The sequence below is a fragment of the Arthrobacter sp. E1SS-5 genome, assembly GCF_057073715.1.
In genome coordinates, this window is sequence record NZ_CP172703.1 from 3,600,957 (window position 1) to 3,613,728 (window position 12,772).

At 63.7% G+C, this 12,772-nt stretch carries 12 protein-coding genes; 3 read left to right on the plus strand and 9 right to left on the minus strand.

What is annotated here, in order from left to right; genetic code table 11:
* Positions 1–94 precede the first annotated feature (94 nt).
* Positions 95–559, plus strand: a complete 465-nt coding sequence (aroQ, locus tag ACIGJD_RS16830) for a type II 3-dehydroquinate dehydratase (protein WP_483687162.1) — start codon at positions 95–97, stop codon at positions 557–559.
* Positions 560–569: 10 nt separating this feature from the next.
* Here the strand turns inward: aroQ and ACIGJD_RS16835 are convergent, their stop codons facing one another.
* Positions 570–1,754 carry a MarP family serine protease gene (locus ACIGJD_RS16835; protein ID WP_483687163.1) on the minus strand — a complete coding sequence of 395 codons (1,185 nt, stop codon included), beginning with the start codon at positions 1,752–1,754 and terminating at the stop codon, positions 570–572.
* A gap of 194 nt (positions 1,755–1,948) precedes the next feature.
* Between ACIGJD_RS16835 and ACIGJD_RS16840 the strand changes: the two genes are divergently transcribed.
* The gene (locus tag ACIGJD_RS16840; protein WP_013602309.1) at positions 1,949–2,626 is read left to right on the plus strand and encodes a Crp/Fnr family transcriptional regulator; all 678 of its coding nucleotides are present in this window, start codon (positions 1,949–1,951) and stop codon (positions 2,624–2,626) included.
* A gap of 81 nt (positions 2,627–2,707) precedes the next feature.
* Here the strand turns inward: ACIGJD_RS16840 and arfA are convergent, their stop codons facing one another.
* The 8 genes from arfA to sp36 all read right to left on the minus strand — a co-directional run bounded on the left by arfA (position 2,708) and on the right by sp36 (position 10,395).
* A complete protein-coding gene (arfA, locus tag ACIGJD_RS16845) occupies positions 2,708–4,246 on the minus strand; it encodes an arabinosylfuranosidase ArfA (protein WP_483687164.1) in 1,539 nt (512 codons plus the stop codon).
* A 55-nt stretch (positions 4,247–4,301) separates the two neighbouring features.
* On the minus strand, positions 4,302–5,198 hold the full coding sequence (locus ACIGJD_RS16850) for a carbohydrate ABC transporter permease (protein ID WP_483687165.1): 897 nt from the start codon (positions 5,196–5,198) through the stop codon (positions 4,302–4,304).
* Between the two features lie 2 nt (positions 5,199–5,200).
* Positions 5,201–6,142, minus strand: coding sequence for a carbohydrate ABC transporter permease (locus tag ACIGJD_RS16855; protein WP_483687166.1), 942 nt, complete (start codon positions 6,140–6,142; stop codon positions 5,201–5,203).
* A gap of 27 nt (positions 6,143–6,169) precedes the next feature.
* Complete coding sequence (locus ACIGJD_RS16860; protein WP_483687167.1) at positions 6,170–7,504, minus strand: extracellular solute-binding protein; 1,335 nt, start codon at positions 7,502–7,504, stop codon at positions 6,170–6,172.
* A gap of 213 nt (positions 7,505–7,717) precedes the next feature.
* Positions 7,718–8,719 carry a LacI family DNA-binding transcriptional regulator gene (locus tag ACIGJD_RS16865; protein ID WP_483687168.1) on the minus strand — a complete coding sequence of 334 codons (1,002 nt, stop codon included), beginning with the start codon at positions 8,717–8,719 and terminating at the stop codon, positions 7,718–7,720.
* A 58-nt stretch (positions 8,720–8,777) separates the two neighbouring features.
* Positions 8,778–9,689: an NUDIX hydrolase gene (locus ACIGJD_RS16870; RefSeq protein ID WP_483687169.1), complete on the minus strand. Its 912-nt coding sequence runs from the start codon at positions 9,687–9,689 to the stop codon at positions 8,778–8,780.
* Between the two features lie 15 nt (positions 9,690–9,704).
* Positions 9,705–10,238 carry a RidA family protein gene (locus ACIGJD_RS16875; RefSeq protein WP_483687170.1) on the minus strand — a complete coding sequence of 178 codons (534 nt, stop codon included), beginning with the start codon at positions 10,236–10,238 and terminating at the stop codon, positions 9,705–9,707.
* 1 nt (position 10,239) lies between these two features.
* Complete coding sequence (gene sp36 / locus ACIGJD_RS16880; RefSeq protein ID WP_009359196.1) at positions 10,240–10,395, minus strand: Sp36 family protein; 156 nt, start codon at positions 10,393–10,395, stop codon at positions 10,240–10,242.
* A 37-nt stretch (positions 10,396–10,432) separates the two neighbouring features.
* On the opposite strand from sp36, the gene ACIGJD_RS16885 reads away from it, so the two are divergent.
* Positions 10,433–12,766 (plus strand): transglycosylase domain-containing protein, encoded by a 2,334-nt coding sequence (locus tag ACIGJD_RS16885; RefSeq protein ID WP_483687171.1) that lies wholly within the window; start codon positions 10,433–10,435, stop codon positions 12,764–12,766.
* Positions 12,767–12,772: the final 6 nt, after the last annotated feature.

Here is a 12,772-nt window from a genome sequence, read left to right on the forward strand (position 1 = left end):
TTTCGAGCTCGAGAACGACAAGTACTCAGCAATGGACGAAGTGGGCCGGCGTAAGAATGCGCGGCGGGCGGAGCCACCCGATAGATTTGCAGGCATGACTGAAGCCTCCTCCACTGTCGAAGCCGGCCGCGGCACCATCCTGGTCATTAATGGCCCCAACCTGAACCTCCTCGGCACCCGCGAGCCGGAAAAGTACGGTACCTCCACCCTTGCCGACGTGGAACAGCTGGCGGCCTCCGCTGCCAGGGAACATGGTTTTGCCGTGGAATGCCTCCAGTCCAACCACGAGGGCGTCCTGCTGGACGCCATCCACGCAGCCAGGGGCACCGCCGCGGGCATCGTCCTGAACGCCGGCGCCTTCACGCACACCTCCGTGGCACTCCGTGACGCGCTGGCAGCGGTCCAGCTTCCCGCCGTCGAGGTTCACATCACCAACGTGCACCAGCGCGAGGAATTCCGGCACCACTCCTACCTGTCGCCGGTCTGCGCAGCGGTGATCGTGGGCGCCGGTGTGTTCGGTTACAAGCTGGCCATCGACTACCTGGCCGAGGTCCTGTAGCCGGCAGGTTCTACTTCTGGATGCACTGTCCGGAGGAAACCGGCGCGGACAGTCCCGGGGCCTGCTCTGCGACGGGTTCCAGGTCATTCATGGTGATGGCGAAGCCTACTTCAGCATCCGAGGTTGCCTTGGCGAAGACCACCCCGGCCACCTGGCCGTCGGTGGTGAGCAGCGGGCCGCCGGAATTTCCGGGCTGCACGTCGCCGGCCAGGCGGTAGATGTCCTCCGGCGAGGGATTGTTGCCGTAGATGTCCGGGACCAGGACCGTGGCGATGTCCTGGACCGTGGCAGGCTTGGACTGGAAGGGACCGCCGTGCGGGTACCCCGCGAAGGCGGCCTGGCTGCCGCCGGGCAGGTCGCGGCTTAGGGGCAGCGGCTGGGAGGGCAGGTTGTCCACGGCCAGGACTGCCAGGTCTCGCTTGGTGTCGAAGTAGACCACGCGCCCGGGCATGGCACCGCCGTCGGGCATTTCCACCACGGGCTGCGAGACGCCGGCCACCACGTGCGCGTTGGTTACCACCCGGTCATCGGAGACCACGAAGCCGCTTCCGGTCTGGTTCTGGCCGCATTCGTAGGCCGTGCCCGCGATCCTCAGGACGGACTGGGCAGCCTTGTTCAGCGCGGGCGTATTGGTGCTCGTATTGGGCACCTGGACCGCCTGGCCCTGGTCCAGCCCTTCAATCAAGGTGGGAATGCCATTGCCGATCACCGTGGAACGAAGCTGCGCCATGGTGGCCTTGACCGGCGTGGGAGTAAGCCCGTCGATAAAGCGGATTACCTTGGATTCGGCCAGCTGCTGGGACACAACGGGCACGCCGAGGGAGCTGACGCTGAACGCCAGCATGGACATCACCAGCGCGGCGACCACAAGGTTCAGCGCCCCGCCCACCAGCCGGTCCACGGCACGCAGTGGCCGGATCCGCACCACTCCGCGCAGTTGCCGGCCCACCATGGTGCCCAGGCCGTGCCCCAGTGCCATAAGTACGACGGCGGCGGCGATGATGGCGGTGAGCCGCCACCCTGAGTCCTCAACGAACGTGCTGACGAGGGGGACGGCAAAAAAGGCTGCGATGGCACCGGCGGCGAAGCCGGCCAGGCCGCCGACAGTGACTAGGAACCCGTTGCGGAGGCCGTAGATCAGGTAAGACAGCAGCGCCAGGATCAGGACAATGTCCAGGACAGTCAGGCCGACCACAAAGGCTCCTTATTAACAGTTGAACCTCCATTCTAGAGGGGCGGCTGACAATCTTCTGTGGCCCGCGGCCCCCTCCGTCGGACCGGCAGTCCGCTGCCCGCAGGTGTTTCGGCTGCCAAGTTCGTCACAGAACCTTGAAAATTCTGAAACAATGGCAAAAGCGCCACAGCCGATACTTTTACGTAGGAGATTTCATGGACATCGAGGTACTGCGCCGAGCACCCCTTTTCGCCACGCTCGACGACGACGCATTCCGTCTGCTGACGGACGAGCTCACCGAGGTGGACCTTTCCCGCGGCGCGTCGGTGTTCCGCGAAGGCGACCAGGGTGACCAGCTGTACTTCATCGTGTCCGGCAAGGTGAAGCTGGGCCGGACCTCCCCCGACGGCCGCGAGTCCCTCCTGGCCATCCTCGGCCCGGGCGAGCTCTTCGGCGAGATGGCCCTGTTCGATCCCAGCCCGCGCACCGCCACCGCCACCGCGGTCTCCGAGACCCGCCTGGCCGGGCTGAAGAACGAAAGCCTCAACACCCTGCTGCGCACGCGCCCCGAGGTTTCGGCCCAGTTGCTGCAGGCACTGGCCCGCCGGCTGCGCCGCACCAACGATTCCCTTTCCGACCTCGTCTTCTCCGACGTTCCCGGCCGCGTGGCCAAGGCACTGCTGGATCTCGCAGACCGCTTCGGTCGGCCGGCAACCGACGGTGTCCTGGTGGCGCACGAGCTTACCCAGGAGGAACTGGCCCAGCTGGTGGGCGCCTCCCGCGAGACGGTCAACAAGGCCCTGGCGGAGTTCGTCCAGCGCGGCTGGCTTCGCCTCGAGGCCCGCGCCGTGGTCATCCTGGACATGCAGCGCCTCCGCCAGCGGTCCCGCTAAACGCCACGCCGCCACCCAACAAGAAAGCCGCCCCGAGGGGCGGCTTTCCTGTTGCCTGGGGTTTTGTTGCTTCGGAGCGGATCAGCTCTTGGCCACGTCCAGTTCGACGACGGCCCACGACAGGGCGGGCAGGCTCAGCCGCAGCTCGGAGCCGTTTGCTTTAGCTCCCTCCAGCGGCTTGAGGCCCACCCGGTCGGGGTTTTCCTGGCTGTTGATGGTGAAGCGGTCGCCGCCCTCCGGGATTTCCAGGACTTCGGCGCGGAGCACCCGCCGTGCGTCGAAGCCGCGCAGGTTGACCTCCACGTCCGCAGCTTCCTCCAGGCCCCGGTTGGCGAAGAAGAGCGCCACGCGGCCCGTCTCCTCGTTCCAGGTGGCACTGACATCCACCAGGTCGGTGCCACCGAAGCGCTCGTTGTCGTACTTGTCCGAGTCAACGGACAGCCGCAGGATCTGGCCCTTGGCGAGTTCTGCCATCCGGGAGAAGGGGTGGAAAATGGTCTGGCGCCAGGCCGGTCCGTTCTCCTCGCTGAAGATGGGGCCGATGACGTTGACCAGCTGCGCCTGGTTGGCGATCTTGACGCGGTCGCCGTGGCGGAGCAGCGAGTTCAGCAGGGTGCCCACCACCACGGCGTCCGTCACGTTGTATTTGTCCTCGATGAGTCGCGGGTGCTCGCGCCAGCCCGCCTTGGCTACGTTTCGCAACTGGTCCTCGGTGTCCCGGCCGCGCTGGTACCAGACGTTCCACTCGTCGAAGGACAGGTTGATGTGCTTCTTGTGCTTTCCCTTCGCCCGGACCGCGTCTGCGGTTGCGATGACTGATTCGATGAAGTAATCGGTATCCACTGCGCTTGCCAGGAAGCTGCCCGCGTCGCCTTCATACTCGTGGTAGTAGGCGTGCAGTGACACGTAGTCCACCTCGTTGTAGGTCTGCGTGAGGACAGTCTGCTCCCAGTCGCCGAATGTCGGCATCCGTGAATTGGAACTTCCGCAGGCCACCAGTTCGATGTCAGGGTCCACGTAACGCATGGCCTTGGCCGCCTCCTGCGCCAAACGGCCGTATTCCTCTGCGGTCTTGTGGCCGATTTGCCACGGCCCGTCCATCTCGTTGCCCAGGCACCAGAGCTTGATGTTGAACGGGTCCTTGTGGCCGTTCTTGGCCCGCAGGTCCGAGAGGCGGGTGCCGCCGGGGTGGTTGGCGTATTCCACGATCGCCCGGGCGGCGTCCACTCCCCTGGTGCCGAGATTGATGGCTTCCATGATTTCGGTTCCTGCCTGGCGGGACCAGTCCACGAACTCATGGAGGCCAAACGCGTTGGTTTCCACCGTGTGCCACGCGCCATCAAGCCGGCGGGGACGGTCCTCGCGGGGGCCGATCCCGTCTTCCCAGTCATAGCCGGACACGAAGTTGCCGCCCGGATAGCGGATCACGGTGGCGCCCAGCTCCTTGACGAGCTTGAGGACGTCCTGCCGGAAGCCGTTCTCGTCGGCCTCCGGGTGGCCCGGTTCAAAGATGCCGGTGTAGACGCAGCGGCCCATGTGCTCCACGAAGGAGCCAAACAGCCGGCGGGGCACTTCGCCGATGGTGAAGTCGCGGTCGAGGGTGATTCTGGCGCGGGACATAAGAACTATCTCCTTGGTTGTGCAGCAGGTACGGGGTGGTAGGTGAAGGTGGGCATCAGGTGCCGGCGAGGCCCGTCGTCGCGACGCCCTTGATGATCTGGCGCTGGAAAAACAGGAACACCACGATCAGTGGCAGGGCCGCGAGCAACGCGGACGCCATGTTCTGCGCGTACTGGATGCCGTAGGCGCTCTTGATGGTCTGCAGTCCCACCGGAAGGGTGAGGAGGGACGCGTCGTTTGTGGCGATGAACGGCCACAGGAAGTTGTTCCAGGCACCGATGAACACGAAGATGGCGACGGCGGCCAGGATGGGCCGGGACAGCGGCAGGACCACCTGGAGGAAGATCCGCATGCGGCTGGCGCCGTCCATCACGGCGGCTTCTTCGAGTTCGCGGGGAATCTGGTCAAAGAACTTCTTGAGCACGAACACCATTGCGGGATGGATGACCTGCGGCAGGATGATGGCCCACGAGGTATCGATCATGTGGAGGGCGAGCATCTGGTAGAAGAGCGGAATGATCAGGACCGGCGGAGGGACGATGATGGAGGCGATGATCACCGTCATCAGCACCTTCTTTCCCTTGAAGTCGATCCGGGACAAGGCGTACGCCACAAGCGACGAGATCACCAGCGTGACGGCCGTGATGGCCGCCGAGGTGTACAGCGAGTTCCAGGTCCAGAGCGGGATGTTGCCGTCCTGGAACACCTTCACGAACGCGTCGGCGGTAAAGCCCGACGGCGGAATCCAGCTGATCTTCGGCGAGGCAGCATCCGTCTCGCTCTTGAACGCCGTAACGGTAGCCCAGGCGAAGGGGACCAGCCACAGGACCGCGATAGCCGCGGCGACAACGACGGCAGCTATCCTGCCGGCCGACATCTTCTTGCGGGGTTGGCGGACTGCCGGGCTGGTGCTTGTGCCCGACGTGGCACGGTTGAGGGTCTGGGTTGCCATGGTTATGCGCTCCTGCGGCGGGTGATGACGAACTGCATGACCGAGACGAACACGATCAGTCCGAAGAAGATGTAGGAGATGGCTGCGGAATAGCCCAGCCGGTAGCCGGTGAACCCGGTTTCGAAGATGTACTGCACCACGGGCCTGGTGGCGCCGCCGGGCCCGCCGGCGGTCATCTGGTAGACCTGATCGAAGATCTTGAGCGAGGCAAGGACCTGAAGGAGCACGATCATCACGGTGGTGGGGCCCAGTTGCGGCAGTGTGATGGAGAAGAGTTGGCGCCAGGCTCCGGCGCCGTCCAGTGACGCCGCCTCGTAATGCTGGGCGGGGATGTTCTGCATCGCAGCGAGGTACAACAGGAAGTTGAAACCCACCGTCCACCACAGCGTGGCAATGACGATCGCCCACATGGCCACGTTGGGGTCGTTCAGCCAGGCGATCTTCGGGATGCCGATCTTGGACAGCGAATCGTTGATCAGTCCAAGCTGCGGGTTGTACATCCACGTGAAGAACAGTGAGACCACGGTGGAGGCCAGCAGGTACGGGGCAAAGTACGACAGGCGCCACAGCCACTGAGCCGGCAGTCCAACGTTGAGCAGTGCCGCCATCACCAAGGCGACAAGCACGAGCGGGACCGTGCTGATGACCGTGAAGTAGAGCGTATTTCCCAGTGAGCGCCACATGTCGGCGTCTGCGAAGGCTTCGGCGTAGTTCGCCAGGCCAATCACGCTGTCATTGGCTCCGGTAAGGGACTTGCCGGTGAGGCTCATGTAGATGCCGTAGACAACGGGCCACACCAGGAAAACGAGGAAAAATACCAGGAAGGGCGTTGCGAACCCCCAACCGCTGAGGTTGTTCCTGGTGACGCTGCTGCGGGTCTCCCGGGCTGCTGGTGAAGAAACCCGGTTCCCCGGGCTCCGCCGGGCTGTTAATGAAGAACTCATGAAGGACTCCTTTGTCACTCAGTGCGGTTAGACCGGGTTGGGCCGGGAAAGAAGGGTGTTGGTGCGCTTCTCGAAGGCGGCCCATCCATCAGCTGCCTTATCGCGTCCAAGGAGGACGTTCTGCACGTTTTCCGCGAAGTAGGTCTGCCAGTCGGAGCCCGAGCCGCTGAACCAGGACTCGGGATCGTAGGCAATGACATCCGCGGCGTTGGCGTAGTGCGCCTGCGGCTTGAGGTCCTTGTAGGCCTGCGACTGGACCACGGGCTGATAAGCAGGAATGTGTCCTGCTTCTGCCCACGAGAGTGATCCCTTGAGGATGTCGCTGACGAACTTATAGACGTCCCGGCGCTTCTCTTCGTCCAGGTTCAGCTGCCGCGGCAGGACGAAGGAATGTGAGTCGGCGTATGCAGCCGCTGTGCCATAGAGGCTGGGGATGGTTGCGGCGTCCACCGGCAGCCCTGCCTTCTTCATCGTCGGCAGCTCCCAGACGCCGCTGAACAGCATGCCTGAGCCGCCGCGGGCGAACTCCGCGATGCCGGTGCTGATATCGCCGCTCTTGGCCGCGATGGTGTCATCGAAAAGCGATGCCATGAACTCCAATGACTCTATGGCCGCGTCCCGGTCAACCTTCATCGGCTGGCCGGGTGTCAGTTCCATGTCCGCGCCGTGCTGTTTGTAGAGCGTGTAGAAAAGCCGCCACATCTGGGACCCACTGCCCAGGTAGCCAAAGGACAACCCGTGGGCTTGGGTAACCTTCTGCATCTCCTTGGCCATGGCGATGAACTCCTGCGGGGATTTCACCTCCTGCAGTTGTCCGTTGCTGGCCAAAACACCGGCCTTGCCTGCCACGTCCGTGTTGTAGAACATGATGAACGGATGTGAATCCAGGGCGATGGAGAACACCTTGCCGTTCTGCTGGCTCTTGTCCCAGATCCTGGGCGCAAAGTTGTCGGCCGTGACACCGTTCTCCGACAGCAGGTCCAGGTCCCATGGATCGATCAGTCCACCAGGCGCATAACCTGGCACCCTGCTGGCGTGCATGATGGCCAGTTGCGGTGGCCGGCCGCCGGCCGATGCCATGGCGAGCTTGGTGTAGTAGGGCGGCCCCCATGCGAGGACGGTCGGGTGCACCTTGAACCCGGGGTTGCCCTCATTGGCTTTGCTGATCAAGGCTTGCATCTTTATGCCGTCGCCGCCGGACAGGAGATGCCAGAACTGGATGTCCCTGGGAGCTGCGGCGGAGGCGTTCCTACCGCATCCTGCCAGGGCACCTGCAGCGAGGACACTGCCCAGTGCTGCGGTTCCTGACAGTAGCTGCCGCCTGGACAACTGCCTGCCTGCGAAAAAATCAAACTGCTTCACCCGTCACTCCTTTGGATGGGTCCGCTGAAAGTCATTTCGTGCCCCAAACCCCTGCCGGCAGGATCTCCCCATTGCAGCCCTGCAAGCTCGGGTGTGACGCAGGCAACACGTTACATCGTTGTAATAGGCACCGCAATGAAAATTTGTTAGCGTTCCCAAAGTGACGCGAAGGTCTCGATTCGACCCCGCATGGGGCCCACGCTGGTTCCAGGCCTAGGGGCCAGTACTCTCCCGCTCCACGATTTCGTAGTCAACGGCCACCACCCTCTGGGGGCCCTCACGGTTGCCCATGCGTTCGGTAAGGAGGCGCAGGGCCTCACTGGCCACCTGGCGCTTATCGAAGGAAACGGTCGTCAGTGCCGGCACGGCAAACTCCGCATGGCCAATATCATCGAAACCGGCGACAGCAACATCATCGGGAACCCTGATGCCACGCTTCGACAGCACACTTAGGGCACCAAGGGCCATGGAATCCGTGAAACAGAAAAGTGCCTCGGGAACGGGGTTTGAATCCAGGTAAGCGGACAGTGCCCTGGCGGCCGCATCCGGGCTCCATTTTTCGCACGGGATAATCAACGAGTCATCCCACGCCATGCCCAGTTCCCCAAGCGCGGCCTGGTAGCCACGGGTGCGCAGGACGGCTGCTGCAGAGCCCCGACGCCCCGGGGCTCCCAGGACTGCTATACGCCGTCTTCCCGTCCTGCCAAGCGCCAGTGTCATGTCACGCGCCGCGGCCACGCTGTCCACCCAGACCCGATCGGCCAGTTTCTGCGACACTTCCCCGAGCAGGACCACTGGCGGGAGCGAAACGCCCACTTTGACGGCGCTCTCGTCCAGCACAACCGGGTTGAGGATGAGCCCGTCAATCAGGTTTGACCGGGCCCGCGACATCAGCTCGTATTCGCGGGCGGGATCAGAACCGGTCTCTTCGAGCTGCACGCTCCACCCCTGCCCGTGGGCTACCTCCACGACGCTGTGCGTTATCTCGGCAGAATACGGGGTGGCCAGGTCCGGCAACGCCAATGCGATGACACCGGACCTGCCATTGCGCAGTCCCCGGGCAGAAAGATTGGGAACGTAATCCAGTTCCGCCATGGCCTGCTCCACCTTGAAGCGGGTGGGACCGCTGACGGGGACTATGCCGTTCATGACATTCGAGACGGTCTTTGGCGAAACCCCTGCGAGACGCGCTACGTCCTTGACCGTTGCGCGCAAAGGCGCCCCCTTGCTCCCGGAGTGGCTTTGGTGAAGACTTTACCCGGCACCGCGGGCATCAGCGTTCGCGCTGGTGGTCTCCCGCCACAGTTTTTGCGGCCTCGACTTCCAGCATGAGCTTGCCGCCCTCTTCTACGAGGCTGGGCTGGTAGACGTGGGGTTTGCGCTTGTAGCTCAAGTAGGCGATGCACCCATTCGCTGACGCCATCTTTTCGAGCATGATCTCGGAACCGGGGACCAGCAGTTTACCCAGGCTGCGGCCCACGGTGTTTTCCTGCCCCGCTTCATCGCCCAGCGCAGTTGTATCCCGCTCCTGGACCACCTCTGCGGCGTTCACCCACCGGCCCCACACGCCCTTGCCTTCAAGCAAGGACGGCTCCTGGCCAAGCGGCAAGGTGGCAGCAAAGTAGCGGGTATCGAACCTGCGGTGCGCAAAATCCGGGCTGCGCCAGTTGACCAGGGATTTGAGCAGGTCCGTACGCAGGGAGAGGCCGCGCTTTCCCAACACCTGGGCAAGCGTCTTCTCCTGGTCTGCCACGGCCATCCGGGCCCGCATCCACTCCGACGTTGAGGTGGCCTCCACGGTGTTCGACATATCCGGACCGGCCAACAGCACGCCTGTTTCTTCGAACAGTTCACGGATGGCGCCCACCACGTGGCGGCGCGCCAGCCCGACGTCGTCCGTTCCCATCTGCTCAGCCCAATGCTGCGGCGACGGACCCAACCAACCCATTGGCTCGTCGTCGGCCGGGTCCAGGGAGCCGCCCGGGAAGGCGAGGACCCCCAGCGGGGAGGAGCCGGGCCGGTAGCCCAGCCACGTCTCCAAGCCGGTAGGTGAATCCCGGAGGAGGACGACGGATGAGGCAAAGCGCGCGGCCCTGGGGGTCCGCTCGCCGTGTTCGAGCCAGCTTTGCGCTGCCCCTTCAAGATCCTGGGGCAGTGCGAAAAGGCGTCGTGCGAGGTGAGGCAAGGGAAGTGTCCGGTCCTAGCTGAATTCGGCGATCAGCTCGACCTCGACGGGAGAGTCGAGCGGAAGAACGGCAACGCCGACGGCGGAACGTGCGTGCTGCCCGGCATCACCAAGGACGCGGCCCAGCAGTTCCGACGCGCCGTTGACGACGGCAGGCTGCCCCGTGAACGAGGGGTCCGAGGAGACGAACCCCACAACCTTGACGATGCGGGTGATCCGATCCAGGTCCCCGATGACGCTCTTGACGGCGGCCAGCGCGTTAACGGCGCACACAGCTGCGTACTTCTGGGCATCCTCGGGAGAGACAGTGGGCTCGTCGGCGAACCCTTCGGTCCCTGCGGACACCTTGCCCGTAGCTTCGAGTTTGCCGTTGATGAACGGCAGCTGGCCCGAGGTGTAGACGTGGCTGCCGGACACCACGGCGGGAACGTAGGAGGCCACCGGAGCAGCCACTTCGGGGAGGGTAATGCCAAGTTCCGCGAGGCGCTGCTCGACAGCGGATGCGGGCGCCGCGGGCGCGCTGGACTGGGTGTCTGCGGGGTTGCTCATGCTACTGCTTCTCCCTCTTGAGGTAGGCGACAAGGCCGTTGCCGTCAGGTCCGGGGACTACCTGGACGAGCTCCCAGCCGTCCTCTCCCCACTGGTCCAGGATCTGTTTTGTGGCGTGGATAATGAGCGGAATCGTCGCGTACTCCCATTTGGTCATGAGAGAAAGCGTAGTCCTTGCCGGTAAAGTGGAAAACATGGCGACTCGCAACAACCCCTTATTCGACACTGCCACCACACTGGGTAAGATTCTTCTCTTCCTTGGCGTGAGCGCAATTTGCGGTGTCCTCGTGGCGGGCCTGCTGGTCCCTGCCGCTGCCGTCTCCGGCAGCGCTGCAAGCGGTTCCATCGACTTCTTCGACTCCCTTCCCGCGGAGCTGAAGGTCGATCCGCCCAGCCAGACCACGCGGATCCTGGCTGCGGACGGCAGCGAGATTGCCAGTGTCTACACGGAGAACCGCACCAAGGTTCCGCTGGACCAGATCTCACCGAACATGAAGAACGCCATCATTGCGGTGGAGGACAGCCGGTTCTACGAGCACGGCGGCGTGGATACCACCGGCATCCTGCGGGCGCTGGTCAGCACTGTCCGCGGCAACAAGCAGGGTGCGTCCACCATCACGCAGCAGTACGTCAACAACGTGCTGAACGCAAACCTCGCAGCCGCCGGCGAAGAAGACCAGATCAAGCTCAACGGCGTCAACAAGGGCGTGGGCGACAAGCTCCGCGAAATGAAGCTCGCCATTGCACTGGAGAAGGAGTTCAGCAAGGACCAGATCCTTGAGGGCTACCTGAACATCGTTTTCTTCAACCGGGACGCATACGGCATCGAAGCCGCCTCCCGCTATTTCTTCAGCACCACCGCCAAGGACCTGACCCTGCCGCAGGCAGCCCTCCTGGCCGGCCTGGTGAACAGCCCCTCCGCTTTTGACCCCATCACCAATCCGGAGAAGTCCAAGCAGCGCCGCGACCTGGTGCTGGGGCTGATGAAGGACCAGGGCAAAATCACCCCCGAGGAGTACCAGGCCGCCGTGGCCACCCCGGTGGAGCCCAAGGTAACCCAGCCCAAGCAGGGCTGTGCGTATGCGGCCTCTGCCCCCTACTTCTGTGACTACATCCTGCATCTGCTGGAGAACAACCCGGCCTACGGGGCGGATGTCAAGGACCGCCAGCGGCTGATCTACGGGGGCGGCCTGACCATCACCACCACCCTGGACCCCAAGGCCCAGGCCACGGCACAGGAGCAGGTCAGCGCCGCCGCAGGCGCCAACCCGGACAAATGGGGCGCCTCCATGGTGTCTGTACAGCCCGGCACCGGCAAGATCATCTCGATGGCCCAGAACACCACGTTCCTGCCCGGCCAGGGCTTCGATTCCCAGCTGAATTTCAACGTGGACAAGCTGGATAAGGACGGCAACGACCTTAACGGCATGGGCGGCGCGCAGCCTGGTTCCACCATGAAGCCGTTCACCTTCGCGGAGTGGCTGAATGAAGGCAAGACCATGAACACTGTGGTCAACGCCGCGCAGCGCGTTTACCCCATTGGCTACCCGTGGAAAAACACCTGCGGCAAGGTACAGGGCGCCTACAGCACCGCCCAGAAGAACGCCGGCTTGGATGCCACGGACGACCTGCAGAACGCGGAACCGCAGTGGTACAAGCCGCTCACGGTTTTGGAGGGCCTCTACAACTCCATCAACACCGTCACGTTTGCTTCAGCGGCGCAGTTGGACTTCTGTGGAATCCAGAAGATCGTTGATGCCGTTGGGCTCCACAGTGGTTTGCCTTCGGCCGATGGCAGTGAACCGAATCCCAAGGTGAACATGATGACCCTTGGCAATCTGCTGGGTTCCACGCAGACCTCGCCGCTGACCATGGCCAGCGCTTTCGCCACGTTCGCGAACGACGGCAAGTACTGTGAACCGATCGCCATCACCTCGGTTGTCGACGCCACGGGCAAGCAGTTGCCGGCGCAATCCAGCAGCTGCCGTGATGCCATCAAGCCGGAGGTTGCCCGCGGAGTCAACTACGCGCTGGAGCAGGTTCTCAACAAGGGTTCAGGTTCGCTGATCCGGCCCCGGATCTCCACCACCACGGCCTTCCCCATCGGCGCCAAGACCGGTACCTCCAACAACAACGGGTCCACCTGGGTTGTTGGCCACACCACCGGCCTTGCCACCGCCGCCTGGTTTGGCGATCCCTTGGGCGCCCAGGACCGCGCCGGGCAGAACATCACGGTGAACGGTAAGTTCTACCAGGGCATTGACGGCTACATGATCGCGGGCCCCATGTTCTCCAGCTACATGGCCAAGATTGCCCCGGCCTATGGGACCAACCCGTTCCCTGCCCCGCCGAGCAACATGATCAACGGCACCACCACTACCTCGCCGTCGCCTGGCAGGACCACTCCCCAGACCACCCAGGCTCCCGTTCCGGCCCCGCAGGCAACGCAGGCTCCTGCCACGCAGGCACCCGCCCCGGCCCCGACCAGCAATGGCAATGGAAACGGCAACGGCAAAGGAAACGGCTAAGCGCAT

What these genes read in the sequence shown, in the direction of transcription:
- aroQ (WP_483687162.1), top strand. Translation starts at nt 95, where the DNA reads ATGACTGAAGCCTCCTCCACTGTCGAAGCCGGCCGCGGCACCATCCTG.
- ACIGJD_RS16840 (WP_013602309.1), top strand. Translation starts at nt 1,949, where the DNA reads ATGGACATCGAGGTACTGCGCCGAGCACCCCTTTTCGCCACGCTCGAC.
- arfA (WP_483687164.1), bottom strand. Translation starts at nt 4,246, where the DNA reads ATGTCCCGCGCCAGAATCACCCTCGACCGCGACTTCACCATCGGCGAA.
- ACIGJD_RS16850 (WP_483687165.1), bottom strand. Translation starts at nt 5,198, where the DNA reads ATGGCAACCCAGACCCTCAACCGTGCCACGTCGGGCACAAGCACCAGC.
- ACIGJD_RS16855 (WP_483687166.1), bottom strand. Translation starts at nt 6,142, where the DNA reads ATGAGTTCTTCATTAACAGCCCGGCGGAGCCCGGGGAACCGGGTTTCT.
- ACIGJD_RS16875 (WP_483687170.1), bottom strand. Translation starts at nt 10,238, where the DNA reads ATGAGCAACCCCGCAGACACCCAGTCCAGCGCGCCCGCGGCGCCCGCA.
- sp36 (WP_009359196.1), bottom strand. Translation starts at nt 10,395, where the DNA reads ATGACCAAATGGGAGTACGCGACGATTCCGCTCATTATCCACGCCACA.
- ACIGJD_RS16885 (WP_483687171.1), top strand. Translation starts at nt 10,433, where the DNA reads ATGGCGACTCGCAACAACCCCTTATTCGACACTGCCACCACACTGGGT.